Origin of the sequence: Nonomuraea sp. NPDC050536 (genome assembly GCF_044457685.1) — a bacterium.
In the GTDB taxonomy this organism is placed as follows: domain Bacteria; phylum Actinomycetota; class Actinomycetes; order Streptosporangiales; family Streptosporangiaceae; genus Nonomuraea.
Genome location: NZ_JBITHD010000029.1, coordinates 15,594 through 41,706 on the forward strand (window position 1 = coordinate 15,594; position 26,113 = coordinate 41,706).

Here is a 26,113-nt window from a genome sequence, read left to right on the forward strand (position 1 = left end):
TTGACCACTGTGGAATGCGCCCTCCTGCTACCGCTGCCGGGCGCGGGCGGCGAGCACGAGCTGGTGTCGCTGGCGCTGCGCGTCCCGATCGGGGCCGGTCGCGCGCTGGGCGGCTTCGCTGCCGGCGTCGATGACGGCGGTGCCGCCGCAGCAGTCGCAGATGATGAGTTCCTCGATCATGGCTTCCTCGCTATCGGTTCTGGAGTTCGCGGAAGGTGACGCGGTCGGCGTAGAAGACGCGGGGGAAGTCGGTGCCCTCGACAGTGAGCCGGGCAGACAGCGGGATCACGATGCCGGCGGCGTTGTCGGCTCGTGTCAGTGCTTGGAGCCGGGCCAGGTGATCCTGGTCGTCGACCTCGCCGTACAAGGTCTGCGTCTGCTCGTTGTCCGAGCGGTAGGTGATCTCGATGGTGATGTGGGGGTCGCGGGTTCGCATCGCCTGCTCGGCCAGGAACTCTTCGATGGCCTCCAGGTCGTCCTCGGCCATCGTGATCAGGCCCGCCTGGACCAGCCAGTAGCACCAGACGGGTTCGATGCCGGGGTCGGCGTAGAAGGCGGCGTCGGTGATGCGGCCCCAGGCGTACAGGACGGTCCGGGCTGCCAGGTCCTGCAGCTCGGCGCGGGTGAACCAGCGGACGTTGCTGGTTTCGCGCGCAGAGGGCACCAGGTCGCCGGTGACCTGGGCGCGGAAGATGCGCCATTGGTGACCGGTCACGGCAGGTCCAGGGAGGCGACGGCAGGCGTTGAGGCGCCATCCGTCGGCGATCGGCTGCAGGGCGGTCACCTGGAGGCCGAGTTCCTCGGCCACCTCGGCCTCGGCAGCGCGGCGGTAGGACGCCTCGATGGCCACCTCGCCGGTGTGCGGGTCGCGGACGCAGTGGTCGTCGAAGACGTGGCCGGCGGCGGGGGCGATGCCCCACGGCGGGGTGGCGCGGGTGAACATCAGCCAGCGTTCCTGCTGGTCGGCGATCAGGATGCCGACGCTGGCGTTGTCGCACCTGGCGGTGGGTGTGGTGTGCATCAGCGGATGATCCTTCGACTTGGGGTTCAGGCTGCCGGCGAGACCGGCGTGCAGGAGACCAGGCGGTCGATCGCGGCCAGGTCCTCCGGGGTGACGTCGACCAGGCCAGCCGTAACCAGCCAGTGCACCCAGACCGGTTCGATGCCGGGACGGGCGGCGAAGGCGGCGTCGTCGGTGCGGCCGCGCGCATGCTCGGCCGTACGGCGCGTCAGCTCCTGCAGTTCGTCGACGGTGCTCCAGCGCGCCGTGCCGTTCGTGCGCGGGCGGAGCGCGAGGGTTCCGGCGGCCTCGGCCTGGAAGACCTCCCAGTGGTGGCCGCCGCGGCGGCCGTCGGCCTCCGGCGCCGGGTGGCGGTGGCAGGCGTTGTCGCGCCAGCCGCTGGCCACGGCGGTCAGGCTGGTCATGGCCAGGCCCACCTCATCGGTCACCTTGGCGCGGGCCGCGTCGGTGAACGTGCCGTGCTCGGCCGCGTGGCCGGTGGCCGGGGCCACGCCCCCATGCGTGGTGGAGCGGTCGAACAGCAGGTGCCGGCCCTGCTGGTCGGTGATGAGGATGCCGACGCTGGTGCGGTCGCAGACGGGCTCCAGCCAGCGGATCGGTTTGCGTAGGGCGCGGGCGTAGGCCAGCTCGGAGCGGGTGGAGGCGCCGAGGTAGCCGTCCTGGTTGAGGATGAGCACCTGGTCGGCCAGGTCGATCTTGCGCAGGTGCAGATCGTCTAGTTCCGTCTTGATCGCGGCCAGCTCGCTGGAGCTGACGTCCGCGAACAGGTCGTCCCGGGTGTCGCAGCCGATGCTGAGCACGATGTGACCCGCGAGAGTCTCGGCCAGGGTGGCTTCGGCGAAGGCTTGCGCGAATCGGGTTGAGCCGCACAAGACCACAATCTCGGGACGGGGCCCCTGAAAGTTGCGGACCAGGTCGTGATGGTGGCCGCATTCGGCCGGGTGGTGCACGGTCATGCGCTGTGGTCCTTTCATGTGATGGATGGGGACGAGGAAGGGCGCCCGGCAGGAGCGGCGGGCGCGGTCGGCGGCGCGCGTGGGGTCGGGGCGTCTGGGGTCGGCAGGTCGAACAGGGCGGGCTGGCCGTCGACCAGCCGGGCAAAGCGCGTGCGCGCGGCGTTGGAGGCGTGCAGCGAGGCGTCGTAGGCCAGGTGGCAGCGCTGGCACATGGCCTTGAGGTTGGCGGGGTCGCAGTTTTCTGGGGTGTGATCCAAATGCGCGACGGTCAGGACCACGATGGATCCGGTGACCGGGTGCGCCTCGCCGTGGATGGCCTGGCATCGGCCGGTGTGCCGTCCGCATTCCCCCGCGCACTCGCACCATCCGCCGGCACGGTCAAAGCGGATCTCGTTGCTGATCGTCGGCCAGTTCTTCGGGTAACGGGCTTTCTGGTCGGGGCGGATCGGCATCAGAGCTCACCTGCCTGCGCGGATGAGGGCAGGTCCCAGCCGTGGCACTCCAGGCACAGACGGTCGAACCGGCGTGGCAGGCAGTAGGGGTATTCGATGCCGCACTGGGGGCAGACGCGGCGGGCGCGCGTGGCCTTGGCGATCGCCTCCAGCTGCTTGGGCGAGGGCGGCCGGTACGGTAGCGCCTTGTCGACCTCATACAGGTAGGCCACTTGGATGCCGCGCGGCACGCCCTTGGCCGAGGAGGTGAGTCGAGATCGCCACATGAGCTGGGCGGCTGGTTGCTGCCCGCCCGGGCGGAGCTGGTCGCGGCGTAGCTGGCGGCGGGTGGCTAAGCCTTTCGGGGCCATGCCGTAGGGCCAGGTCGGGATGCCGAAGTGGGCCCCTTGCGGGTCGTAGAACGTCAACGTGGAGCGGCGGCCCATCAGGCGGCCCTGCCGGAGCGCTGATCGGCATGGCTGGTGTCCTCGGCAGGTTCGCCGGCATCCGGGCAGTGCGGGCTGTGCGCTGGGTCGGTTGCGCAGAGGTCGGCGTACAGGGCGTTGGCGGTCGCGCCGCTGAGGTGGAGCCGCTCGGCGAGTTCGACCGGGCCGTGTCCGGCCGCGATGATGCGTTCGGCGGCCAGGCGCCGCTCGGTCTTGGTCAGGGCGGCCGGTTTACCCCGGGCGGCCAGCTCCACCGCGATGTCGTCGATGATGCCGTCCTCGGGCAGCGTCCAGCGGGGGCGGCGCAGCGTGGCCAGCACCACCACCAGGACGCGCAGCTCGATGCCGGTCAGGTCGCCGAGCAGGCCTTTGACGGCGTCGGGCTGGTAGCCGTGGACGAACCAGGTCACCGCATCGGCCAGCGGCACCATCCGCTCGGCCATCGCGTCCAGGTCCTGCACGCTGAGCTCGGCGGGCGGTGCGCCGCACTGTCGGTCAGCCATGGGCGATCACCGCGTGAACGGCGTGCTCGTCCAACTGGGCCAGGACCGCATCGGCGGCAGCCTGAGGCAGGTTCCACAGGCCGAGCCCGCCAGCGGTGGCCACCGGTCGGCGCAGGTGCTGCCAGGCGCCGAACCGCCAGTGGAAGGCGCCGACCGTCGCCCACGCCGAGTCCATCGGGCAGGCGCAGCCCTCGACCGGGCCCGCGCACACCGCGTCCAGGCGGGCCAGCGCGAGCACCTGGCCGCGGGCCCGCACCGATTGGCGGGCGTGGTGCGGCCGCCAGCGCCAGCCCATCCGCTCCTGGATGAACTGCTGGGCGCGGCCGACGTCGTCAACCAGCGTCTTGCCGGCGTGGATGGCGATCCAGCCCCGGTAGGACGTCGTCCAGCTGCGGTTTTCGATGTTCTTACCGCCCCAGGCCAGCGCCCAGGCCCAGGGTTGGCGGACGGTCAGCGCCCACAGCTGGCGTGATGCGCCCATCATGCGCCCCACCGCATCTCAGGACGGCGGCCGCCGCCGGGACGCGCCTCCTGCTGCTGGGGCGGTGCCGGGCGGCGGTCGTGCTGCTCGTCTTCACCGGACAGCAGGCGCAGCAGCTCGGCGCGGGCCCGCGAGCTGTGGGACTTCACCGCGCCCAGGCTGATGCCCAGCCGCGCGGCGATCTGGGATTCGGGCAGGTCGCCCCAGTAGCGCAGGATCATCACCTGCCGCTGGCGCTTGGGCAGATGGCGCAGCGCCTGGTGGATGCGTCCGTTGTCGGCATCGCGCAGCACGAGCTGTTCGGCGCTGGGCAGGCAATACACCTCGGCGCGGCCGCTCAGGACGTTGGTGGCGCGGTCTTCCACGACCCGGGCGCGCAGCATGCTGAGCGCCCGGTTGGCCACGGCCTTGCTCAGGTAGCCGCGCCAGCTGCCGGGATGTTGCGGCCGCCGCCCGGAGGCCAGCAGGTGCGTCATCACGTCGGCGACGACGTCTTCGGCCGCAGGGGGAACGGCCAGGATCTTCACCGCGATGGCGAGCAGGACCGTCCGGTGCTGTGCGAAGCAGGCAGCGATCTCCTCAGCGGCGGCCGCTGGTGTGTCAGGGCAGTACGTGGTCGCCGCCGCGGCGGCGACCGGCCTCGGCCGAGCCTGGGGGGCGCTCATGCCGCCTGCCCAGCGCTATGGCCGGGGCCGGTGTCGGGTGCCGTCGCGGTCTCGGCGGACGCGGCGATGGCGTGCCGCTCGTCGGCCCGGATGGCCTGCTCCCAGCACTGGCCACAGGCCATCTGCCCCACCTGCCGGCGGGAGCCGTGCTCCTGGCCCTGGCACAGCTGCTGCGCCTGCTTGGCCAGCGGGTGCCGGCTGGTGAAGTGGTCGGGTTCCCAGGACGCTTGCCGCGGCCTGCCGCCGCTGCTGGGGCGCTGGCTGGCGCGGAAGCGCCGCACCAGTGCGATCGCTTCCTTGACGGGCAGGTTGCCGGAGCGGACGCGTTCGCGCGTTTTGGCGTCCAGATCCAGCAGGCACAGGAAGTAGGAGATGGTGGACGCGCTCAGTCCGGTGCGCTGGGCAATCAACGCCGGCGAGTAGTGGTGGACGTCGCGCAGCTTGCCGAAGGCCTCGGCCTTGTCCATCGGATTGAGTTCGGCTCGCTGGCAGTTCTCCACCAGCATGCGCTCCAGCGTGGCGGCCTCGCTGAGCGTGGGCGAGATGATCGCCAGCAGCTCCCGCTCACCGGCCTCCAGCGCCCCGGTGTAGCGCCGCTCGCCCATGATCAGCTTGTAGTGGCCGGGCTGGCCGGACAGGGCCTGCACGGTCACCGGCTGCAGCACCCCATGCTCGCGGATGCTGTCGCTCAGCTCGGCGATATCGCCGAGCTCCCCACGGATGTTGTGGGGGTCGGTATGGATGCGATCCACCGGCAGACACGCCACGCGTAGCCCCGAGCGGCCCTTCGCAGCGACCTGCTCGGGGGCGGGGCTATCGCCTTCGGACAGGTCCGTCTGGCGGGCCCATCGCACGACCTCGGCAGGCACCCCGGCAGGCAGACGTACGCGATGATCGGGCTGCCCGGGGTCGTACACGTGGCCGTTCTCATTGATCAGCCAGCCCTTTTGGTGCGCGACCAGGGCACGCACCGCGCCGGCGGGCCAATCCAGCAGCTGCCCGGTCTCGGCAAGGGTGTGCCCGGTGGCCAGCAGCGCCAGCGCCTTGGCCAGCTCCGGATGGACAGCGGCGGCGGGCGCGGCCGCGGCCGTGCGTGGGGATGTCGCAGTTGTCATGGCCTACCCCCACCCGCTACCGCGCGACCAGCGCGCCGGAGATGACCAGGACGACGATGGCGGCCCGCAGCAGCCACACCGCCGTGTGCACCCGCCGGTACTTGGCCTGGGTGAGCGTCGACAGCTCCATCAGCGCCACGCTCAGCCGGGTCGGGCCCGCGGCTACCAGGTCCATCAGCTCGTCGACGTCGGCCGCGCCGGCGTAGGCGCAGAACCCGTAGCCGCTCTGGCCGCGCCGCGGCAGCGCGGGTTGGACCACCCCGAGCAGGATGAACACCGCACTGGCCAGCAGCGCGATCTCCAGGCCCAAGCCGAGCTGGGCCGCCAGCGGCAGCTGGCGGGCGGCGGCCGCGCCGAGCGCGATGATCAGGGCGGCTCCGCCGCTGGCCAGCTGCAGCAGCAGGCCGGCCTTGGCGTCGGTCCGGGCGAGTTCACCGCGTACGGCGGTGATCTCGTTGGTCAGCAGCGTCGCGCTGTCCAGGTCCATCAGCAGCAGTCCCTCCTGGACCTGCGGGTCGGGGATGCCGGCAGAGGTCCCGGCGATGCCGTGGCGAGGGCCCTGACTGGGTTCGTCCAGCTCCGGCGCAGCGCCGGCGTCGGGGACGGAGGCCAGGTAGGAAGATCGGGCAGCAGTGCGCCGGCGAGGGCGCGGGATGCCGAGATCGTCGGTCATGATGGGAGGTACTCCGTTTCTGGAAGCGGGGATTGAGGGGCGCATTCTGCGGCGGGATGGTTTGGCGACTGGCCCGCCTGGAATGCGCCCTTCCTGCTAGTGGAGGGGCCGCGGCCAGGCCACGATGGCGATGCGGGCGTCGTGCTGGCTCCGGTCGCGGCGCAGGCTCACCGACTTCAGATGCCACGGCTCGAGCAGCCGGTGCTCCATGACGAGCCTGTCGTCGCTTTCCAGCACCGGGGCGACGGCGGTCTCCGACAGCTCGACCTCGACCGGCCCGCCGAAACGCGTCACGGCCGCGATACCAGCCGGTGTCGGGTAGATGCGGCCCGAGCCGTACAGGGCGCCGTGGAAGATCCACGCCTGCTCGACGGTGCCGATGACCGTCCCGTGCTCGTCGCGCAGCTCGGCGTCGGCCTGCCAGGGATCGCTGTCTTGGCAGGCCGGTTCGACCAGCCGGTGACCTTCGGCCGTGATCGTGCCGAAGCTGAGCAGCTGCCCGCTCCAGCGCCCTGCGGTGCGCTGGTTGAAGCGCACGTTTTGGTTCATGTCGGCCGCGCCGGCTGCCAGGGTGCCGCAGGTGGCCAGCAGCTTGGTGAAGGCGTCCAGCCGCTCATACTTTTCCGCCGTGCTGTGGCCATCCCAGACGGGGGCGTGGACGGAGTCGGGGGCGATGACCCGCATGTGCCCGAGCAGGTCCAGGTCACTGGCGTCCACGTGCCAGGACAGTTGCCCGCAAGGGCTGTCCACGTAGACGACGGGCCTGTCCGCCATGGGGTCGTTGTCGCAGATCACAGCCGGGCAGGAGGCGGCGGCGGTCAGGGCCGCGAGCAGGTGCGCCCGCTCCCGGTATAGGTCGCGCACCTGTGCGGAGTCGACGACATCGTGGCGGACGACGTCTTGGGAGGTGACGAGGCTGATCGGCTGCTGGCTCGTCGGCAGCTCGGGCCTGAGGTGGCGGCGCCGCGCTATCGCGATGGCCGGGACGAGAGTCGTGATGAGCAGCTGCAGCGACAACCCGGCGTCCATCATCCAGGGCGGGGCCTGGGTCAGCCAGGACAGGCTGGAGACGAGCCAGCAGCCGATCAGGGTGGCGAATACCAGCCACGGCCAGGTCGGGTGTCCAGGGTCAGAGCTGCCTGTTAGGGACAACCCGGCGCGATTACCGCGGTGGGTGCGGTGTAGAACGCGCATGTGATGATCTCCGTTCAGTGAGCGGGTAGGGGCGAGCACTTACTTGGCAGGGGCTGCATGGGCGCGCAGGTCGGCGAGCAGCTTGGGAAGATCGTCGGGTTTGACGAGGACTTCGCGGGCTTTGGAGCCTTCGGAGGGGCCCACCACGTTGCGGGAGTGGAGCAAGTCCATGAGCGTGCCGGCCTGGGCGAAGCCGATGCGGAGCTTGCGCTGCAGCATGGAGGTGGATCCGAACTGTGTGGTGACCACGAGCTCAGCAGCCTGCTCCAGCAGCGCATAGTCGTCGTGGTCCAGAGGCGGCTCGTGCTGGCTGGTGGAGGCTGTGGCGGTGGGTGCTGGATGGGGAGTCGGGAGGGGGCGGGCGGGTCCGTTCCGCAACTGCGTGACCACGTCCGCGATCTCCTTCTCTGAGACGAAGGCGTTCTGCAGGCGGATGGGGGCGCCCGCGCCGGCGGGCAGAAACAGCGCGTCGCCCTGGCCGATGAGCTTCTCGGCGCCGGGCTGGTCCAGGATGACCCGCGAGTCGGTGAGCGAGGACACCGCAAACGCCAGCCGGGACGGCACATTGGCCTTGATCAGACCGGTCACGACGTCCACCGATGGCCGCTGCGTGGCGATCACGAGGTGGATCCCGGCGGCACGGGCGAGCTGGGTGATGCGGACGATGGAGTCCTCCACGTCGCGCGGGGCGACCATCATGAGGTCGGCCAGCTCGTCGATGATGACGAGCAGGTAGCGGTGTGGCTGGTAGGGCGTCTGGGTGCCGGGCCGGTTGCCCAGCTTGCCCGCGTGAACGGCCTTGTTGAACTCATCGACGTGCCGGAAGCCGGTGGCGGCCAGGTCGTCGTAGCGGCGGGTCATTTCCCCCACCACCCAGTCCAAGGCTTCGGCGGCCTTGCGGGGCTCGGTGACGATGGGCGCGATCAGATGCGGGACACCCTGGTAGACCGACAGTTCCACTCGCTTGGGGTCGATCAAGAGCAGACCGACCTGATCAGGGGTGGCGCGAGTGAGGATGCTGACGATCAAGCCGTTGACGCAGACGGACTTGCCCGCGCCGGTGGCGCCAGCGATGAGCAGGTGCGGCATCTTGGCCAGGTTGGCCGCTGTGTTGCGCCCCTCGACGTCCTTGCCCAAACCCACCACGAGCGGGTGCGAGTCGCTGGAAGCCACCGGCGAACGCAGCACGTCACCAAGCGCGACGACGTCCTTATCAGGGTTGGGGATCTCCACGCCGATGGCGGATTTGCCTGGGATGGGGGCCACCATCCGGACATCGCCTGTCTGCGCGGCAAGCGCGAAGTTCTTCTGCAGGCCGGTGACCTTCTCCACCTTCACCCCGGATCCGAGGAAGATCTCGTAGCGGGTGACGGTCGGCCCTCTAGTGAAGGACCTCACCTCGGCGTTGATCTTGAACTCGGTGAGGACTCCGTTCAGGCGTTGTTGCATCGCCTGCATCGCGGCTGTGTTGATGCGGGATGAGGTGCCGCTGGCCAGCAGGCTCTGGCTCACCAGCCCGTTGGTGACGGTCTTATCGGCCGGCGCGGCTGCAGCGGGCGAGGCGTCGGGTGGAGCGGCGTCGGTGATGACGAGCGTGGCGTCGAACGGGGTCCGGGGGGTGAACATCTCCGGGTCGGGCATGGCAGGTACCTGCTCGTCCGGCCCCGGATGGGTGGGTGCGGCCTGGTTGGGCAGCCGTGATGCTCCCGTCGACTGGGTCTCGGCTGGAGGCTGGCCGTTGACGGGAGTCTGTCCGGTCTCCGCATCCTCCGATTCCGTGACAGGGGTTCGGCGGTAGCGCTCGGAGCGGCGGCCGTCATCGTCGTCAACGTTGGCGTGCAGCAACCGTCCGAGCATGCTCTGGATCGGATCCGTCCACGTCAGCCAGATGCCGTATCCGGCGAGCCCAATCAGGCAGGCGGCGACGGACCAGACGGGGATGTTCAACGCGGGCCAGGTGGAGGCCAGCCCTAGCAGGCCTCCGGCCTCGCCCAGACGAGCCCAGGACGAGGACGTCGAGCCCGGGACAGGGATGCCGTGGGCCAGGTGGATGAACCCGGAGATGACGAGGTAGAGCGCGCACAGCCCGGCACTGCGCCGCACGGTTGCGTGCGGCGCATCCGGGTGCCGGAACACCCGCAGACCCACATACGCCAGCAACAAGGACAACCAGGGCCAGGTCAGCGTGCCCGACACGATCCGCACAGCAAACGCGGCTGCCTGCAGGGGCGGGACCTGGTAGCCGGTTCCCACCGCGGGAATGGCCACAGCGGCCACCAGGAGGCCTAGGGCGAGCTCGTCGCGGCGCTGCGCTTCAGGGAACTCGCGAGCTCCCCCAGTGCAATTCCGTACGAGGGCGCCGATCCCGCGTGCCAGCTTGCGCAGGTGTGTGCGGCTTGAGGATCGCTGTGGCCGTGCGACCGCGGGGGCCGGTTTGCGCGCGGCCGTCGTACGGCGTGTGGTGGTACGTCGGCGAGCCATCTGCTGTTACCTCCGGATCCCGCCGCCGGTGACGGCAAGCACGATGACCACCGCGATCACCAGGAGAATCAGGGTCAGCGCGGCGATCATCTTGGCCATCAGCACGGTCGGACCCACCACGACCGCGGCCAGAGCCACGCCCGCCACCGGCAGGGGGATCCGCCAGATGAAGGGATGGCGCGAGGTGAACGACGGACGCGTGGTTCGCTGCGCGGCCATGCCCGTGTCCTGCCCCCCGGCCTCGACGTCGACGTCGGCCACCGGGGTCTGCGTTGCGGCGATGCTGGACTGCGCCTGAGGGGCGCTCGGCACCGTTGAGGCAGGCTCGCTGATGGCGGCGTCGGCAGGCGGCCGCGCCAGGGGGAGCTGACCCTTCGCGGGTTGATCATTGGCGGCGGCCGCGGTGTCCTGCGCTTGGGCCAGGCTGTATTCGGCGTCGGCCAGTTCCATCAGGATGGCCGCAGCCTCGACGCCGAACGTGGGGCGCGCCCACTGGTGGTAGATGGCCTCCAGGGTCTCGGCGCGATCAGGGCGGGTGCTTTGCTCCTGCAGCTGCCAGACCGCCTCGCTTTCCATCCACGCCTCGTCCTCCAGTTCGGCGTCCGGATCGACGAGCAGCCGCTCGCTTTCGGCGACGATGCCGACCAACCGGGCCGGGATCGTGTGCCCGGCCCTGTCCAGGTCGGCGGCCAGCGCGTCGAGCAGCTCGGCACGCTCGGCCGGGTCAAGGCAGGTGTGCAGGGCGGGATCGATGGCGGGGATGACCTTGCTCTGGCTCACGGTGCTCCTCCTCGGGGGCGTGTGCCGGGTGTTCAGGGGTTGTGTGGTCATGTGTGTGAGAGCCCAACTCTCCGCGTTTGGTGACTCTGCGTAGTCGTGTGGGGGTGTGCGGATGGTGTGCGAGGACATGTTTGTCAGGGGTGTTTGCCCCTTGTGCTCCTTACGCACACGAGGATTTCCCTATAAGACTCAGGGCGGCGCCCGGCGGTGTGTGGCCGCGCTGCCGGTGCGGTTACGTTCCGTGAGGTGAGCCGGGCGCCCGCGCGATGGTCTCCAATGGCGAGCCGACGATCAGCCATCCGCCGTTGTCAGCGTCCTCCTCCACCAACCCGGCCTGACGCCAGCGCTTGACCTGGCCGTAGAGATAGGTGCGGTGGCGGCGCACCTCCTCCGTCCAAGCGACCAGGTGAGAGGTCTCAACCCGGCGGGCACCCGCACGGTAGAGCTCATCCAGCTTGGTATCGAAGATCCGCCGTGCCTCCTCGGGCTCGATCTCAGGCCCGTTGTCCTCTTCCTCCTGGCCGTCGTCGTCGATGTCCATGGACAGGGGAATGGTGGGGTCGATGTCGGCGAAGTCGCCGGGCTTGAGGTCTTCGCCGAGGTTGCGCCGTCTGGACTCCTCCAGGCGGGCGAGCATCTCGGCGTGCTCCCGGCGTTCGTATTCGGCGGCGCGGCGCGCCGCCTCCTCCGGGCTTGCGTCCACGAGATCCTCCTCGAGGTCGTCGTCTGGGTCCTCCCAGGGGGCCTGCGGCCCGCGAAATAGGGGCGCAGCTGGCATCGTCGGCCGCGTGGCGGGCTGTGGCGCCGAGACCAGCCGAGCGGGAACTGTTTCCACGGCCTTGGAGGTAATCGAGCCGCCCCACTGGGGGCCGGTGTAGATGGTGCGGCGGGCAAACAGCTCGCCGAACAGGTCGGCGGTGATCGGATCCATGGGGCTGCGGTAGGGGGCGCCCACCTCCACGGCCTGCAGAATCTGCTCATCGGTGGCGATGGCGAAGCGTACAAACCTCGCCCACTTGGTCGGCGGGATACCCAGGCCGGAGATGTAGCAGTAGCCGGGCTTGTCCGATCCCCAGAGCGGCAGCCCGTCCTTGCCGAGGGCCTGGACGGCCTCAGGCGGCAGGATGGTCTGCACGTCGTCGGCCTCGGTCATGCCGAAGCAGATGCCGGCGGTGTGGCTCTTGCGGGCGCTGGTGGAGACATTTCGCCACAGCCAGTCCTGAGTGGAGGAGACCAGCCAGATGCCGGCGGATCTGGCGTCGGCTGCCAGAGCCTCATATCGAGACTGGTAGCGGCGCATCGCCTTGGACTCCTCGATCCACACCACCATCAGGTCGAGCTTGCTGCGCAGGCTCCAGCGGCGCAGCCCCTCGCGTGCCAGCTGGTCGCCGCGGCCCTTGATGACGTGCGGCAGCCGCGCCAGGAACTGCTCGACATCCTGAGGATCGTTCAGCACCCAGGTCAGGCCGTGCGCCAGCAGGCCGAGGGTCTGCATACCCTTGGTGAGGTCGATGCCGATGATGTTCAGACGGCGCTTGAGCAGCAGGGAGGTCAGGAAGACCAGGGCGGCGTTGGACTTGCCGCTGCCGGTGACGCCACCGATCTTCAGGTGCTTGATGTCGCCGGCTGGGTCGTCCTCCTCGCCCACGATCCTGACCAGGCATTCCTCGGTCTGGTACTGGCCCACCGAGAACCAGTCGGTGGGCAGGCTGCCCACCCCGACCTGCTCCACTCCCCGCCAGGGCACGCCGTCTTTCAGATTGTCGACCGTGGCCATCTCGAACTCGGCGATGCCGTCGACATCCGGATCACGGATCAGCTGGGCGCTGCCGCGCACCGCCTTGCCTTCGGCCGCAAGCAGCGGGATCAGGGTGCGGGCGTCCTCCAGGGTGCCGCCTGGCGTCGTGTGGACCTTGGCCCGCACGACGCCACGTTCGTCGACCGTGGGCTTGGAGAAGCGGACCTTGGCACTCTTGATGGCGTGCAGCAGGTCGTTGCCGCCGCTGCCGTCGCCAGTCTCGGTGGCTCCGGCGTAGCGCATCAGCCGCCACACCACCCACACACCCCAAACAGGCAGGCCAGACAGGATGAACACAGTGATCATCCAGCCCTGAAACAGCCAGAAAGTCAGGCCCAGAATCAGGTTCACCGTGCCGGCCACGCCGCTGATGACCACCGCTACGCGAAGGTGGGTGCGGGCCTTGCCGTTGATCGACCAGCCGAACGCGGTCAGCCCTGCCATCAAGATGAGGAAGATCACCGAAATTATCGGTGTGACGTGCGGATTGGCCTCTGGTCCCCAGGCCTTGTTGGCGCCCATCATCGCGGCGCCGAGTATCAGCCACGCCGCTGCCGGCAGCAGCAGCGGTAGAACGTGCACCACGAACAGACCGCCCGACAGGCGCATCTCCTCACGGTCACGCACGGCAAGCTCACGTCGAGCCATCATGGAAGATCACCCTCCTGTCCGGTAGCGGTCGGGACGACCCAAGGGGCTGGACTTCTGCCCAGCCATGCGTTCCAAGGTCATGTACTCGTCGTGATCATTGGCCATCAGGACGATGTCCTTGACGGCCTCCGTCACGGCCTTGGAGATGTTGCGGCCGTGGCTGGCCGCCCGGAAGCCGAGGAACAGCCGCTTCCACCAGCCCACACCCCGCTCGCGCGAACGCAGCCACCTGCCGGTGTGCTGTGCGTCCTCCGCGATCAAGATGGCCAGCCCGCACCCCAGCGACTTCCAGTGCTCCTGGTGCTGGCGATAGGCCACGTGCCCGACTGTGAAATGGGCCCGTTCGATCTGCCCCGCGGTGGTGGCCAGCGACGTGTTCTGGTCCATGGCGGTTACTGGCCTTCCTTCTGCGCCCGCTTGGCTGCGGCCTTCTCGATCTTGATGAACTCCTCGATGACGTCGCGCTGCCGTCGCACGAATCTGATCGCCTCAGCCCAGGCGTTGCCGCTGTGGCGACCATGAGCCCTGGTACGGCGGCACAGCCTGCGCCGGTCCTGGCGAGGCACGCGCTTGCCCTTGCGGGGCTTGCGCTTCCACAGCCAGGTGGCGGCCAGCTCGGCGTCGATCTGGATTGTCAGTGAGGCCCGCTGGAAGAGGGCTTCGAGCAGGTCAAGGTAGGCCAGCTGGGCTTCGAAGCTCTCGGTGGGATAGGACGTCTCGAACTCGTGCACCATCCGGGCGAGGTCCATCACAACTCCTCTCCGATCACGTCGCGCAACAGCGCCAACGCGATCTGTTTGGTGGAGGTGTAAACGATCACGTTGTCGCGGCCGACCTGCAGAGGAATGGCGGCCTGCCGCGCGGCATAGCGCCATCGAGCGCGAACCGACGCGCAGCGAAGGCGCCAGGTGCTGCCGATATCGACGCTGAAAGCGATCATGACGGCGACCGCGACGAGCATTGCCGTGGTGAAGACCTCCAACATGCGCACCCATACGCTGGGGTTCATCACACCCACCCCTCTCCGGCGCCAACCGCACAAGCAGAGGTTGAAGAGGGGCGTGTGCCGCACCCGCCAACCATCACGCTCGGCAGTTGTGCTCTGACGGTTTGTACATGTGTGGAGGTGTGTGAGGAGTGTGTGCTCACGATTTGCTCATGTGTGGTGACAAGACGTCGATACGCGGGGGTTCGGGGCCGGTCAGCACGCACGAGGCAGATGAAGATCATGCCGACGCCTCCTGCGAAAGCTGCGGCAGCTCCTTGAACAACTCCCGAGCCACCCAGGGCGCACACTGCAGCGTGGTGCGTACCAGCTCCGTCGTGGCAGCGTCCGGATCGATGTGGCCACTACCGATCATCGACTTGAGCACCTCGCGGTGCTCCTCGAACGACTTGCGACGACCTCGACGATCGCTCCTGCGGGGAACGGAGCCCGTCGTGCCCTCTTTCGATGCACCTGTCGATCGATCGGCCTTTGCGCCGGTCTTGGGTCGGCGGCGCGGCGCCAACTCATCACTCGTCTCGCCGGCCTCCCGCGGCTGAGGATCGATCGACTCATCTCCGGCATCGGAAGTGGAAGGAACCGGCCGTAGCAGATCGGCCAGGCGTCCCAGACCCTCGCCACCAGTACGGCCAGCCTCGATCGACGCCTGCACGCCTCGATCGATTGATCCCCCACGACCGTGAGAATCGAGCGCGGACGTACTCCCGCCCCCACCCATCGATCGATCCCGATTCTGCGTCAGGTCGATCGACGCGCCACGAGGCGGCTCGATCGATCGACGATTCTGGAGCACCTCGCCCTCGATCGATCGATCGGCCCCAGGTGCAGTTACCGTCGATCGATCGACTGGGTTCACCGCAACATGCACATCGATCGATCGAGGCTCGCCAGCGCTGAATCGATCCGATCGGGTGATCGGCACGGAGGGGATCGGCCGCCCGAGAATGACGCCATCGACGAACTTGAGGCGGCCGTCCTTAGCGGCTTCGAGATCGGCCTTGGCGCTTGCCTTCATGATCGCCTTCGCCAGCCTGCGCTCACGCCGCCCGGCTTCGGGCTCGACTCCGAACCGATCCCGCCACGCGCTCCGCCACGCCTGCTCCGCACCACAGCTGTGGGCGGCCCGGATGCTCATCGCCGCCCACGACAAGCGCGGGTAGCGGATCTTCCGCCACAGAGCTGTGCGGAGCTCAGCGGCGGTACGGCCTGTCCCGGCCTGCGTGACGAGCGTGGCCGTCAGCTCCCACAACGCGATGCCCAGGAGGCTGCTGATCGCGAGCGTCACGCCCGCCTGGATGCCGTCGCTGCCGTACGCCTGGCGGCCGTGCCAGAAGTTCATTCCTGCCGCCATGCAGGCAAAGCCCCAGGTGAACAGCCGGTAGCGACCGGTGGGAAGCTTCGCCTTGATAGCGGTGTGCGTCAGCCAGGCCAGGTACCAGACGGCTCCTTCAAGCGCGATCGGCAATGCCGGCGCTAGTGCGCCCAGATGCATGACATCGCGAGCGAAGGCTAGCTGGCCATTCCACGCGATCACGATCGGCGAGCCCATCGCCGTCCCTGCGACCAGGAAGGGAATGTTGCGACGCACACGATCCATCGCGCGCTTGCGCCACCCCTGACGCTCGACGGCCTTGGTCTCCCGCTCGGTCTTCCGCCGGGCGATCTTCTTCTGACGGCGCTCATCCCGCTCGCGGCGGCGAGCCGCTCGGCGCCGATCAGCCTCAGTGCGCGCTTGCGCCCGGCGCTTGGCCCGCCGATCAGCCAGGTCTTCACGGCCCTGTTCGCGCGACAGCTCGGTGGCCGCCCGCAGTTCGTCGGCCTGCGCCAGCTGGCGCTCGGCCTCGCCCGACGCAGCCGTGCGCTGGGCCTGACGGTCGTAGTAAGTGCTCACGACGCGCCTCCGCTGGCGACCACGAACCGCGCCCACGTGGTGCGCCCCTCGGCGGTGATCTCCCACCGGACGTCATCGGCCAGCTCACGCACGATGCGCAGCCCACGGCCGGACTCGTCGGCCGCACGCGGTGCCGGAACGGTCAGTGGGCCCTGGTCGACGACAGCCAGTTCCACGGTCGTTGAGGTGAGCACGAGGCGCACCGTGAACTCGCCGTCAGGCCGACCGGACCTGCTGTGGATGAGCGTGTTGGTAGCCAGCTCGGTGGCCACCAGCGCCACGTCAAGGCGCCGGGGATAGTCCTGTGGGAGAAGGCCCAGCACCCACGCGCGGACCTCGCCCATCATGGTCGGCAAGCCAGCGAACGGACGCTCGATGCTGCCCGAGGGGGCGGCAGCCGTGCATTTCATCGCGCCGACCTCCCGCAGCAGATGCACGCCGAGGCGCAGAGGCAGGTCGCCAGGGTCGGCGCGGAGGAATGAGCTAGCAACGTGTGCGGCGCGACGCCGGCCGGCGGCAGCTGGCCATGACAGTCCAACGCGTGCCGCAGGTGCAGCAGAGGGTCCTGCTCGCCGCACGCGGCGGCGGCCACGGTAGCTCGCGCGGCGGCCAGGAGCTCAGCGTGCTCGGCAACCAGCAGGGCAACGCCCTGCCGATCCAGGAACAGGCGGGTGGCATCGGAGGCGATCGTGGGGGCGGTCATGTCGCCACCTGCCGGAAGATCTGCGCGAGTGCCTCATCCACTGCTTTGTCGACGTCGACCAGCTCGTGCTCGCGCCCCATCGGGACCATGTCATACGTCGAGGTGATGAACTTCTCCACCCGCCTCGAGGGAACGTAGACGACCGTGCGCTTTCCCGGCCCTGGGCGGAGCGTGATCGTCAGCCAGTCCGGGTCCTCCGGGTGAGGCGCCACGAGGACGTCGCACTCACCCGCGACCTGGTCCAGACCCTCGACGAGCAGGTGGCGCGCGAAGCGATACAGCACCGTCTCCCCCTCCGGACCGGCACCGCGGAAGGAGAAGTGCACCGCGTATGGGTCCTGGGGCTTGTAGCGGAGAACGCCTGTAACGCGCTGATGGGCCTCAGTCCACACGTCTAGAACGCACGTTTTGGCCTTCATACGGCCACCGCCTGGTCAGAATCGGCCATCGGCTTTTGCCCGCGCTGCTGCAGATCGTTCTTCAGCTCCTTGAGGTGTGAAAGTCGGTACCGCCAGATCCCGCCAGCTGTGGGCTCATAGGGCAGGAGCCCCGCCTTGGCCCAGCGCCAGACCGTGTGTGCGCTTACCTCCAGGACTTCTGCCGCAGGCTTCCTGTTCAGTAGCGGGTCGGATGAGGAGTTGGGGATGATGTCCACGGGTCGTGTCCCTTTCTGCAGAGATGGAAGTGCGACCCCTCGCGGCCCTCGGCGTCTGACCACGCCGGGGGCCGTCCTCGTGTTGCCTGCCTGTTGCCCCCACGCATGTCTGTGGTGCAGGGCTTTCGGGGCTGGCAGGGCTTGCTTGCGTTGCACCGCGAATGTAACTCGCACTGTCAGTGTTGTCTAGTACAAAAAGTGCGAGTAGTACGCTGAGTGCAGGTTAGGCAAGATGAGACGATCAAATCTTGGGATGGCGATCACGTCAGGAGTGGCCTGTGAATGAGTTCGGACTAGTAGTCCGCTTTACGCTCAAGTCCGGCACCGCAGCAGCCTTCGACGCTCTGGTCAAGGCCACCGTCGAGCGGGTTCGAAAGAGCGAACCCGGCACACTGATCTACGCCTGCCATCACGTGGTAGACACTCCTGACCAGCGGATCTTCTACGAGCTCTACCGGGATCGTGCGGCTTTCGAGGAGCATGAGAAGCAGCCTCATGTCATGCACTTTCTGAAGGCTCGTGAGGAGTTCATCACCGGCGCTGTGGTGGATGTTCTGGCGGCTCCCTTCGCGATCAAGGCGACGACCTGAGGTGACCGAATCCGAGAAGATGGCCCTCGTCGGCGATCGCATCAGGCGACTCCGCCTCGGTCGGGGCCTGAATCAGGAGGAACTCGCCGCGCTCATGGACCGCTCGGTCAGCTGGGTTTCGCAAGTCGAGCGCGGTGTTCGAGCGGTCGAGCGCCCGCCAGTCCTTCAGAAGCTGGCTGAACTGTTCGACGTCGACGTGGCGTACCTGCGTGGAGAGGACGTCGAAGCCGTGCGTCCGCGCCAGGCGTACCTACTGCGCACCGCGCTGACCGGACATCCCGCACTAAGCGTCGCCCTCGGCGTATTCAACGGCGAAGCCGAATCTGATCTCGCCACGCTGGAAGTAGACGCAGAGCGGGTATGGCCGCTCCTGCACACTGCGCAGTACGAGGACCTGGAGCCGCTTCTGGCGGATCTGATTCATCGAGCTGAGGCGATCGTCCGCCTGCTGAATGATGCCGCTCGTCCGGCCTGTTACGCCTTGCTCAGCCGCGTTTACCAGGCAGCTGCAGCTATGCTCGCGCGTCTTCATGAGAGCGAGGCAGCCTGGGTCGCGGCCGACCGGGCCTTCCACGCCGCGGAGCGTCAGGGGGACCCTCTCGCGATCGTCGCGAGCCTTTACCGGATGGTCCACGCCTTGCTGGGCTTGCAGGACATCGCGGCTGCGCAACACGTCGCAGAAACGGCTATCAGCAGCCTGCAAGCACGGGTCGACCGGCGGACCGCCACTCCGCCGGAACTCTCGCTCTTTGGAGCACTCAACCTGGCCATGGCAGTGATATCCGGACGTGAGGGGCAACGCTCCCAGGCCCACGCATTTCTAGACGCCGCGGCTGACGCAGCAACTCAACTCGGGGCCGACCGCAACGAGTACGGGACCGAGTTCGGGCCTACCAATCTCGCCATCCATCGTGTCTCGGTAGCCGTCGACCTTGGCGACGCCGGCCAGGCCATCGAACTGGCCAGCGGCATCGACAGCTCCTCGTTGTCTCCAGAACGGCAGTTCAGGCTTGCGATCGATACGGCACGAGCGGAGATCCAGCGAGGCAATCTGAACAGTGCCATCCAGTGGCTGGCTCAGGCGGAAATGATCGCTCCAGAGTCATTCGAGAATCACCCACTCCCCCGCCTTGCAGTCCAGGAACTCCTTCAACGGTCCGGACGCCGATCGTCCCGCACGCTGAAGGAGATGGCCCAGAGGGTGGGACTGCTCCCCTAGGCATCGTCACGGGAGAGACCACGGGGCGTGAGGTGAGGGCTATCCCTGGCCTCCGCATGCTTTGACGGTGATCCACACCCAGGGCGATTCATTACAACGCGGAGGATCTTCGCGGAGTAATGGGGTGTCGGGATTACCTTCTGCGCGGTAGACGACTACCGTTTCGGACGCCCGCCCCTTGGATTGACGGCCAGGAGCGGGCGGAACATCGTCCGATCGGAAGGCTACCCGCTATGGCCGAAGCAATACAGGAGCACGCGCCCAACCCCAAAACCATCGCCGTCGTCAACCAGAAGGGCGGCGTGGGGAAGACCACCACCACCATTAACCTTGGCATCGTCACCGTCGCGGCCGGGGGTACGGCACTCGTCATCGACGCCGACCCGCAGAGGTCAGCGACCGACGCGGCCGCGCTCCTGAAGAAGGGCAAGCACGGATTGCCGTGCGACTTCACCACCGAGTCCGACCACCAGGCGCTCAGGAACCTGCACCGCATCCGCAACTACGACCGCAAGTACGTCGATACGCCGGGCAGCCTCGAGAACGAGGGGCGTGTCCAAGCGGTGCTCAGCAACAGCGACTTCGTCATCATCCCGTTCGACCTCGACACGGGATCGTTGAAGCCCACCATCCGCACTGCGGACGTCGCTCGCGAGGTTGGTGTGCCGTTCGCGATCCTGATGACGAAGGTGGACTCGCATCCGACGCGCGGTCCGAAGCTCGTCGTGGAAGCGCGCGACGCGTTCAAGGAGCTCGGTCTGCCGTACTTCAACGTCTTCACGCGCAACTACACGTGCTACTCCGACTGCGTGAAGAACAACACCATCATCACCGAGTGGCGCGAGGGGAGCGCCAAGACTGCGGTGGAGGAACTACACCGCGTGCACGGCGCAGTTGAGCTCAAGCTGAGCCGTCTGCCGATCACAGAGAGGGTTGGAAGGTGACCGCAATGGCCGGAGAGAAGAAGAGCTTCTCCGATCTCCTCGGAGACGAAGACGAGGAGACCCCGGAGCAAGACCAGACTCCGGATTCGGAAACCGCAAGAAGGCCCGCTGAGGCGCCTGAGACGGGTGAGGCCTACAGGGGGACACAGAAGGGCGGGAACGGCCGGGAGCGCGAGCCTGAGGGCCGCACAGACAGCGAGTGGCCGTTCGAGGACGACGGGCCAGAGACGTCCCGGCCGCAAAATCGGGGCAAAACGGGCAGTTCTCGCGTAGCGCGCGGCACGGCTCGAGGCCGGTCCCGCCGGACAGCGTCCGCCGAACTACCTAAGAGCGAGAGGGACGACTGGCGGTGGCGGCTGCGTTCCCTGGCGGGCAAGCTCGCCGCCGACGAGAAGGCTCTCCAGGAGACCGAGCAGCGATGGGAGACCCTAGTCACGCAGGCCCGTACGGCTGGCGTCCCCGACACCATGCTGCTGGTTGCGCTGATGGACGCTGGCGTGGAAGAGCCCGACAGCTACATGTGACGCGATAAGCCGACCGAGGGCCCCCGCAGCTTCGAAAGGAGCCGGGGGCCTCCTCATTTCCCCACTCCCCCTACATGCCTCCTCACCCACTGCCCAGCAGATGCGCTAACCGGTCTATTTGCAGCGTGTCCATCCCACATATTGGAGGGCTAGGACAGTACACTCGCGCGCGGGTACGCGCGTACGCGCTCGCGTACCCGATCTCCGTACTGGCTTACTGGCCGATCTGGTAATCGCTCGGTGAGGGACTGTGGTAACCCATCACTGAGCATGCCACGGTGGCCATCGGTCAGATACCGCGGCAGGCATCCTGTCGGCCAACCCTGAGCGTTTGAGCGTAACCACCGCTTTGGCCTGGTAGGCGCATGCAACCGGGCGTACTCCGCCTCAGCACCGAACGCGCTCCGAGGTAGTCGCGCCTTCACCCTCGTCCGCGCCTAACCACCCCCCGGGCTCCGCGACCTGGCCGACGCCGCCCACCGGCATCGGATCGGCAATCAGTGCGGGACACCCCCCTCCAGTCGTAGACGAAAGCGGTCAGATCGTGGAGGCCGCGCCGGGCGAAGCCCCCCGGGCATGTCCTATCCGCTGGGGGAGGGCACCGTTCCCGTGGTGAGGGAACTCTGGTCTCATCCAGCCATGGCAGTAGAGCCGTACAGGGTGACAGGGTGGTGGGCCGGGATCAGCCGGACCACTTCCACGTCGAGCAGGTCGAGGTTCTGCAGGGCCTGGACCAGGGCGTGGCGGGCGGGGAGGTGGTGGGGGCCGAGCCATCGGCCTGCCGAGCTGTAGGGCAGGGCGCAGAACTCGTCGTCGACGCCGAGGCGTGCGATGGCGAGACGACTGCCCGAAGGCAGGCGCCGGCGCAGGCTGGTCAGGATGTAGCGGCAGTGGCTGGGGTCGTTGAGCTCGGGTGGCCAGCACACCAGCAGTCCGAGAGGGCGGTCCCAGTCGATCAACGTGTTCATGCGCAGATTGATCAGCAGGGTCTGTGGGGCTTCCAGGAGGCCGGGGATGGTTCTCACGCGGTCGTTGCCGGCAGCGACGGTGACGGGGGCGTAGGCGGAGATCACGGGGTCGTCTTCTACGTAGATCACGTGAGCGCGCGGGTCGACGCGGTGGGCGATATCGTGCAGCTGGCCGCCGGGAGGCAGACCGCCGGGGACACCGCTGCCGATCACCACGAGCTGGTCGATGCCCTCGCGCACGACGTTTCCGACCATGTCCGCTAGCCAACCGGGGATCGCTCGGAGCGCCCGGCTGATACTGCCGCGCGCGAAGTAGTCGAGGCGGTGCAGCAGCGCCATGTCCGCCAAGGTGTGGTTCTTGCCGCCCGAGACCGCGTCCAGCAGTCGCGAAAGGCGGGGCGGGGTATCGCCGGGGGCCTGGGACTCCGGAGAGTCGGTGGGGTGGACGCTGAGCAGGGGGAGCATGCGGGATCCGTTCGTGATCAGCTTGCGGCCGCGAGGGCCTGGTGGTGCCGGCGGGTGCGCCAGGCTAGGTGACCTGGTGTGTCGCCGTAGAGCAGGCCGGCGACTGACAAGGACGCGCTGTGCCACATCGAGGAGTTCCGGACGTAGTCCTCGATGTGGTGCTCGGCCGCACGTTCCAGCGCGTCACACTGTTCCCGCCGTACCGCAGGCGGAAGCGGCGCATGGGCCCAGCCGGCGATCAGGCTGGGGATGTCCCACAGATCGCAGAGGCGCTCTCGGCGGCCGATGTCCCAGACTGGCTGCAGCCCAGGGATTCGCCGGCTGTGCTGGGACAGTACGAGCGGACTGGTGCCGATGGCCTGGGACATGCGGAGAACGTCGTCTGGCTCGGCTCGAATGGTGGCCACCGCGGCCAGGCCCGCGCAGACGGCGTAGAGGGGCCACAGGCGAGCAGGCACCAGTTCCTGCTCGCCTGCGGCTGAGTTGGTCGCCGGGACGGGCAGGTGGTCCAGCGGCGGCCGCAGAGTGTAGATCCGGTTCCAGGCCGAGCATAGGGGCATCGCGTCGAGGACCAGCTCGCGCCAGGTGGTGAGCTGCGCGCCGTACAGGGCGGCTTGGGCCTCGACATGCCCGTTCATGGCCCGGTGGTAGATGCCGTGCGCTACGGGGCGCGCCGGCGCGCCCTCGCGTGTGGCCTCAGGGATCGGCGGGGTGCGCGAGTCGGGGACGAGTCTCCATCCGCCGGGGAGTTCGAGCGCGGCGATCAGGCGGCCAGGCCGCTGCTGCGGGAGACGTTGCTGTGATCGGGTCATGCCGGGGGTGCTCCGCTTCTGCTCGGAAGAAGGGAACCGAGAGGTGGCTCAGATGGTGGTGATCATGCCGCCGTCGATCGTGTAGTCCGCGCCGGTGATGCTTGCCGCCCACGGGGACAGCAGATACGCCGTCAGGCCTGCCACCTCGTCTGGAGTGATCATGTGGCCTGTGACCATGCGTAGGTCTCGGGGCATCCGGCGCATCAACTCATCCAGGCTGACGCCGGCGGCCGCGGCCGCCGACTCCCATCGCGAGGTGGCGACCGGGCCCAGCGAGATCAGGTTGCTCCGCAGCCCGAGATGCCCGTACTCAACGGCGATCCCCTTGGACAGGGCACGTAAGGCCGCCTTTGGCACCGTGTAGTGGAGTGGGCCGAGTCCGGCCTGGCGTCCGCCGACCGAGGAGATGTGCACGGTGGCCCCCCGCCGCTCCAGCAGGCAGGGCAATGCCAGGCGGGTGAGGGTGATGGCGGACATCAGGTTGCGTTCCAGGCCGACCTGCCACTCCTTGTCGCCGATGGTGCCAAAGACAAGATCGCCATGATGGGCCTCGATGCCGCCGATGTTGTTGACCAGGAAGTCGATGTCAGGCAGGCGCAGGCGGGCCTGCTCGATCAGGTAGGTGGGACCGTCCGGGGCGGTCAGATCGACCTCGAGAGGGATGGCTCCGGCGTCCTTGAGTTCGGCCAGGGGTGCGCTAATGCCACGGGCCGCCCCGAGGACCTTGACCCCCTCGGAGATGAGCAGTCTGGCGATGGCTAGGCCGATGCCGCGGCTCGCACCAGCGACGATGGCGGATTTGCCATCCAGCTTCATCTTCATGCGCGATCCTTGTCCGATAGCGGGGGTGCCGGCGTAACTCGGCGGCCAGCGGAGACGCCGGCACCCCCAAGGCAGAGGCGCCGTGCCGGTAGGCATCGACGGCAGCGCCAGCGCGACCGGTCCGCGTGAGGGGACTGAGCCCGCCACGCATGGGCCACCTGGTGGGTCCCGGAGAAGACCCGACCCCGCCTCTGGGGAAGGAAGGCTCTTTCCATCGACGAAATACCCCTGGGTGCAGCTTTTCGTACGTGAAAAACCCTGGCCTTGTTGATCGGTGCTGTCAAGAGCGATTTTGCATCCATGAAACGTCTTTTCGCCGCCGAAAAACGCAGGTACTGTCGGCAGGTGATCGTTGATCCCGACGCCCTCGCACCTGGTGGGCAGTGCAGGAGACGTTCCGGTGCCAACTGACGACTCCGCTTCGTCTGTCTCGAAGCCGGTCAGTGATTCTCACGGGCCCATCGACCGTCCCGTGCAGTGGGCACACGCCCGCACTGGTGTGCTTTGGCTCGCTCGGCAGTCCTCGGAGATCAGGCCCGAGCGGGTCGCCATAGCCCTGCCGGTCGCCGTCGGCTGGCATGCCGCAGGCTGGACGGGAGCCGCCTGGGGAGCGATCGTCGCCCTCTTCTACGGAGTGGTGCCGGCGTGGCAAGCGCCCCGTGCAAAGCAGCAACCTGGTGGGGGGAAAGGCCGTCGCCAGGTGCTGGCAGCGGCGGTCTCTTTGCTGATCGGGCTCGTGGCGGTGATGGTGGGCGGTGCGCCTCGCCCGGTGCTTGGCCTGGCTGTTGGCCTGCTGGCGATCCTGGTGATCTTCGCACCGTTGACCACCCGGGGCTGGAACATCTCCACGCATTCGGCGACAGCTTCGGGCGCCGCCGCGGTGCTCATCATCGACTTTCGGCTCCCCCTCGCCGCAGGAGTCGCTATCGCGGCGGGGGCGGCGTTGGTAGCGATCTCCCGCATCGTGCTCGGCGAGCACGACCTGAGCGAGGTCCTGGCAGGCCTGGCCGTAGGGGCTGTGGCATGCGGTGGCCTCTTCGCCCTTATCACCTGAATCTCGGGCCCGGCCGATGGCAGCAGGCCCACGCCAACGAGGAGGCACCGCATTGACCAGCCCGATCAACAGCGCTTGGCCGGACTACAGCCCCGCCCCTCTCGGCATGCCGAACGCCGACCTGCCGCGCAGGCTCCGGGAGGCTCCCATGGACGAGGTCACCCTGCCCAGCGGCTACAGGGTGCCCATGCCGACGCGGCACGCTGACGTACAGGCCCTGCTGGTCTGCCCCCACGCCAGCCGCAAGCTGGGCAAGGACGACCCGCCCCTGGTGGAAGGTGGCGGCATCGACGCCATCCCCGACGTGGTGATCAACACAGATGGGAATCAGCATCGCCGGCTGCGCTCCATCGCGCAGAGCGGCTTCTCCGTTCGCCAGGCCGAGCGTTGGCGCCCCTTGGCTGGCCGGCTCGCCACCGAGCTCGCATCGAACCTGCCGAGCCGCTGGGACGTCTCCTCGCAGTTCGCTGGGCCGTTATCCTCCCAGGTCATCTGTCACGTTCTCGGCGTTCCCACCCGCGACCGGGATCAGTTCGTCAGCTGGATCAGCACCTTGTTCTCCGCGTCCCCCGACGGCGCTGATGCCCGCTTCCAGGCCGTCCAGGACTTCACCAGCTACACCGCCCAACTGGTCGCCGACCACCGTGTTCAGCCTCGTGATGATCTGATCGATCAGCTCATCCAGGCGCGGGATGCCGATGACCGTCTGACATCGGATGAGCTCGTCACCATGATCTTCGCGCTGATTGTCGCGGGCCACGAGACTCTGGTCACGATGATCACCCGCGGGGTGTTCAGGCTGCTGCTCACCGACTCCTACCGGCTCCTCGTCGAGGACCCAACGCTGGTCGAGCCTGCGGTGGAGGAGGTACTGCGCTATGACGGCCCGGGGGCGTATGGGATGCTCCGCGTCCTGACCGGCGACGTCACCCTTTCGGGCGGGCAGCTTGCGGCCGGGACCGTCGTGCTGCCGAACCTGATGGGCGCCAACCACGATCCAGACGCCTTCCCCGACCCCGACACCTTCGACATCGAGCGCTTCCGCCGGCCAGGCACCGCGCCGCACGTCGCCTTCGGGTTTGGCCCGCACTTCTGCCTGGGCGCTCATCTGGCGCGGGTGGAGATGCAGGAGGCCTTCAGCGCCGTGACCCGGCATTTCCCCCGTCTGCGCATGGCGGTGGCGCCCGAAGAGGTCGTCTGGAGCGGGGATATCAACCACCGGCCTCAGGAACTGCCTGTGGAAGCCTCCTGACAGCAGGTCCTCA

General features: G+C 68.2%; 31 protein-coding genes. 6 read left to right on the forward strand and 25 right to left on the reverse strand.

Annotated elements, in window-relative coordinates; translation table 11 throughout:
• Positions 1-27: 27 nt before the first annotated feature.
• From ACIBHX_RS46545 to ACIBHX_RS46650, 22 genes are all read right to left on the reverse strand, one after another.
• A complete protein-coding gene (locus tag ACIBHX_RS46545; protein ID WP_397074702.1) occupies positions 28-180 on the reverse strand; it encodes a hypothetical protein in 153 nt (50 codons plus the stop codon).
• Between the two features lie 10 nt (positions 181-190).
• A complete protein-coding gene (locus tag ACIBHX_RS46550; protein WP_397074704.1) occupies positions 191-1,021 on the reverse strand; it encodes an NUDIX domain-containing protein in 831 nt (276 codons plus the stop codon).
• A 26-nt stretch (positions 1,022-1,047) separates the two neighbouring features.
• Complete coding sequence (locus tag ACIBHX_RS46555) at positions 1,048-1,977, reverse strand: NUDIX domain-containing protein (RefSeq protein WP_397074705.1); 930 nt, start codon at positions 1,975-1,977, stop codon at positions 1,048-1,050.
• 14 nt (positions 1,978-1,991) lie between these two features.
• A complete protein-coding gene (locus ACIBHX_RS46560; RefSeq protein WP_397074707.1) occupies positions 1,992-2,429 on the reverse strand; it encodes a hypothetical protein in 438 nt (145 codons plus the stop codon).
• On the reverse strand, positions 2,429-2,854 hold the full coding sequence (locus ACIBHX_RS46565; protein WP_397074708.1) for an RRQRL motif-containing zinc-binding protein: 426 nt from the start codon (positions 2,852-2,854) through the stop codon (positions 2,429-2,431). The genes ACIBHX_RS46560 and ACIBHX_RS46565 overlap by 1 nt, the downstream gene beginning before the upstream one ends.
• Positions 2,854-3,357, reverse strand: a complete 504-nt coding sequence (locus tag ACIBHX_RS46570) for a hypothetical protein (protein ID WP_397074710.1) — start codon at positions 3,355-3,357, stop codon at positions 2,854-2,856. The genes ACIBHX_RS46565 and ACIBHX_RS46570 overlap by 1 nt, the downstream gene beginning before the upstream one ends.
• Complete coding sequence (locus tag ACIBHX_RS46575) at positions 3,350-3,841, reverse strand: hypothetical protein (protein WP_397074711.1); 492 nt, start codon at positions 3,839-3,841, stop codon at positions 3,350-3,352. Before ACIBHX_RS46575 ends, ACIBHX_RS46570 begins: the two co-directional genes overlap by 8 nt.
• Complete coding sequence (locus ACIBHX_RS46580) at positions 3,838-4,503, reverse strand: RNA polymerase sigma factor (protein ID WP_397074712.1); 666 nt, start codon at positions 4,501-4,503, stop codon at positions 3,838-3,840. The genes ACIBHX_RS46575 and ACIBHX_RS46580 overlap by 4 nt, the downstream gene beginning before the upstream one ends.
• Positions 4,500-5,618, reverse strand: coding sequence for a ParB/RepB/Spo0J family partition protein (locus ACIBHX_RS46585; protein WP_397074714.1), 1,119 nt, complete (start codon positions 5,616-5,618; stop codon positions 4,500-4,502). Before ACIBHX_RS46585 ends, ACIBHX_RS46580 begins: the two co-directional genes overlap by 4 nt.
• Before the next feature lie 16 nt (positions 5,619-5,634).
• Positions 5,635-6,291: a hypothetical protein gene (locus ACIBHX_RS46590; RefSeq protein ID WP_397074716.1), complete on the reverse strand. Its 657-nt coding sequence runs from the start codon at positions 6,289-6,291 to the stop codon at positions 5,635-5,637.
• Positions 6,292-6,387: 96 nt separating this feature from the next.
• Entirely contained in the window at positions 6,388-7,485 is a 1,098-nt protein-coding gene (locus ACIBHX_RS46595) for a hypothetical protein (RefSeq protein ID WP_397074718.1), read from the reverse strand.
• 39 nt (positions 7,486-7,524) lie between these two features.
• A complete protein-coding gene (locus tag ACIBHX_RS46600) occupies positions 7,525-9,753 on the reverse strand; it encodes a DNA translocase FtsK (protein ID WP_397074720.1) in 2,229 nt (742 codons plus the stop codon).
• A gap of 219 nt (positions 9,754-9,972) precedes the next feature.
• The gene (locus ACIBHX_RS46605; protein ID WP_397074722.1) at positions 9,973-10,746 is read right to left on the reverse strand and encodes a hypothetical protein; all 774 of its coding nucleotides are present in this window, start codon (positions 10,744-10,746) and stop codon (positions 9,973-9,975) included.
• 232 nt (positions 10,747-10,978) lie between these two features.
• The gene (locus ACIBHX_RS46610) at positions 10,979-13,195 is read right to left on the reverse strand and encodes a hypothetical protein (protein ID WP_397074724.1); all 2,217 of its coding nucleotides are present in this window, start codon (positions 13,193-13,195) and stop codon (positions 10,979-10,981) included.
• 6 nt (positions 13,196-13,201) lie between these two features.
• Positions 13,202-13,582, reverse strand: coding sequence for a hypothetical protein (locus ACIBHX_RS46615; RefSeq protein WP_397074726.1), 381 nt, complete (start codon positions 13,580-13,582; stop codon positions 13,202-13,204).
• A gap of 5 nt (positions 13,583-13,587) precedes the next feature.
• On the reverse strand, positions 13,588-13,944 hold the full coding sequence (locus ACIBHX_RS46620) for a hypothetical protein (protein WP_397074728.1): 357 nt from the start codon (positions 13,942-13,944) through the stop codon (positions 13,588-13,590).
• Positions 13,944-14,204 carry a hypothetical protein gene (locus tag ACIBHX_RS46625; protein WP_397074730.1) on the reverse strand — a complete coding sequence of 87 codons (261 nt, stop codon included), beginning with the start codon at positions 14,202-14,204 and terminating at the stop codon, positions 13,944-13,946. Before ACIBHX_RS46625 ends, ACIBHX_RS46620 begins: the two co-directional genes overlap by 1 nt.
• Before the next feature lie 217 nt (positions 14,205-14,421).
• Positions 14,422-16,092: a DUF2637 domain-containing protein gene (locus ACIBHX_RS46630; RefSeq protein ID WP_397074732.1), complete on the reverse strand. Its 1,671-nt coding sequence runs from the start codon at positions 16,090-16,092 to the stop codon at positions 14,422-14,424.
• Positions 16,089-16,502 (reverse strand): ATP-binding protein, encoded by a 414-nt coding sequence (locus tag ACIBHX_RS46635; RefSeq protein ID WP_397074734.1) that lies wholly within the window; start codon positions 16,500-16,502, stop codon positions 16,089-16,091. Before ACIBHX_RS46635 ends, ACIBHX_RS46630 begins: the two co-directional genes overlap by 4 nt.
• On the reverse strand, positions 16,499-16,795 hold the full coding sequence (locus tag ACIBHX_RS46640; RefSeq protein WP_397074736.1) for a hypothetical protein: 297 nt from the start codon (positions 16,793-16,795) through the stop codon (positions 16,499-16,501). The genes ACIBHX_RS46635 and ACIBHX_RS46640 overlap by 4 nt, the downstream gene beginning before the upstream one ends.
• Positions 16,792-17,214: an SsgA family sporulation/cell division regulator gene (locus ACIBHX_RS46645; RefSeq protein WP_397074738.1), complete on the reverse strand. Its 423-nt coding sequence runs from the start codon at positions 17,212-17,214 to the stop codon at positions 16,792-16,794. The genes ACIBHX_RS46640 and ACIBHX_RS46645 overlap by 4 nt, the downstream gene beginning before the upstream one ends.
• Positions 17,211-17,450: a helix-turn-helix domain-containing protein gene (locus ACIBHX_RS46650; RefSeq protein ID WP_397074740.1), complete on the reverse strand. Its 240-nt coding sequence runs from the start codon at positions 17,448-17,450 to the stop codon at positions 17,211-17,213. The genes ACIBHX_RS46645 and ACIBHX_RS46650 overlap by 4 nt, the downstream gene beginning before the upstream one ends.
• A gap of 278 nt (positions 17,451-17,728) precedes the next feature.
• Here ACIBHX_RS46650 and ACIBHX_RS46655 point away from each other — a divergent pair, with 278 nt between their 5' ends.
• The 4 genes from ACIBHX_RS46655 (at position 17,729) to ACIBHX_RS46670 (ending at position 20,727) form a co-directional block, all read left to right on the forward strand.
• The gene (locus ACIBHX_RS46655) at positions 17,729-18,040 is read left to right on the forward strand and encodes a putative quinol monooxygenase (protein ID WP_397074742.1); all 312 of its coding nucleotides are present in this window, start codon (positions 17,729-17,731) and stop codon (positions 18,038-18,040) included.
• A 1-nt stretch (position 18,041) separates the two neighbouring features.
• Entirely contained in the window at positions 18,042-19,259 is a 1,218-nt protein-coding gene (locus ACIBHX_RS46660; protein ID WP_397074743.1) for a helix-turn-helix domain-containing protein, read from the forward strand.
• 233 nt (positions 19,260-19,492) lie between these two features.
• The gene (locus ACIBHX_RS46665; protein ID WP_397074745.1) at positions 19,493-20,203 is read left to right on the forward strand and encodes a ParA family protein; all 711 of its coding nucleotides are present in this window, start codon (positions 19,493-19,495) and stop codon (positions 20,201-20,203) included.
• A 5-nt stretch (positions 20,204-20,208) separates the two neighbouring features.
• The gene (locus ACIBHX_RS46670) at positions 20,209-20,727 is read left to right on the forward strand and encodes a hypothetical protein (RefSeq protein WP_397074747.1); all 519 of its coding nucleotides are present in this window, start codon (positions 20,209-20,211) and stop codon (positions 20,725-20,727) included.
• Between the two features lie 629 nt (positions 20,728-21,356).
• Here the strand turns inward: ACIBHX_RS46670 and ACIBHX_RS46675 are convergent.
• Genes ACIBHX_RS46675 through ACIBHX_RS46685 form a run of 3 tightly spaced genes read right to left on the reverse strand, consistent with a single transcriptional unit; the run spans position 21,357 to position 23,794 of the window.
• Positions 21,357-22,160, reverse strand: coding sequence for an SAM-dependent methyltransferase (locus ACIBHX_RS46675; protein ID WP_397074749.1), 804 nt, complete (start codon positions 22,158-22,160; stop codon positions 21,357-21,359).
• A gap of 17 nt (positions 22,161-22,177) precedes the next feature.
• Complete coding sequence (locus ACIBHX_RS46680) at positions 22,178-22,972, reverse strand: hypothetical protein (protein WP_397074750.1); 795 nt, start codon at positions 22,970-22,972, stop codon at positions 22,178-22,180.
• 48 nt (positions 22,973-23,020) lie between these two features.
• Positions 23,021-23,794, reverse strand: coding sequence for an SDR family NAD(P)-dependent oxidoreductase (locus tag ACIBHX_RS46685; RefSeq protein WP_397074752.1), 774 nt, complete (start codon positions 23,792-23,794; stop codon positions 23,021-23,023).
• 400 nt (positions 23,795-24,194) lie between these two features.
• On the opposite strand from ACIBHX_RS46685, the gene ACIBHX_RS46690 reads away from it, so the two are divergent.
• Together ACIBHX_RS46690 and ACIBHX_RS46695 are read left to right on the forward strand one after the other, a co-directional pair.
• On the forward strand, positions 24,195-24,848 hold the full coding sequence (locus tag ACIBHX_RS46690; RefSeq protein ID WP_397074754.1) for a hypothetical protein: 654 nt from the start codon (positions 24,195-24,197) through the stop codon (positions 24,846-24,848).
• Between the two features lie 148 nt (positions 24,849-24,996).
• Complete coding sequence (locus ACIBHX_RS46695) at positions 24,997-26,100, forward strand: cytochrome P450 (RefSeq protein ID WP_397074756.1); 1,104 nt, start codon at positions 24,997-24,999, stop codon at positions 26,098-26,100.
• The last annotated feature ends 13 nt before the right edge of the window (positions 26,101-26,113 follow it).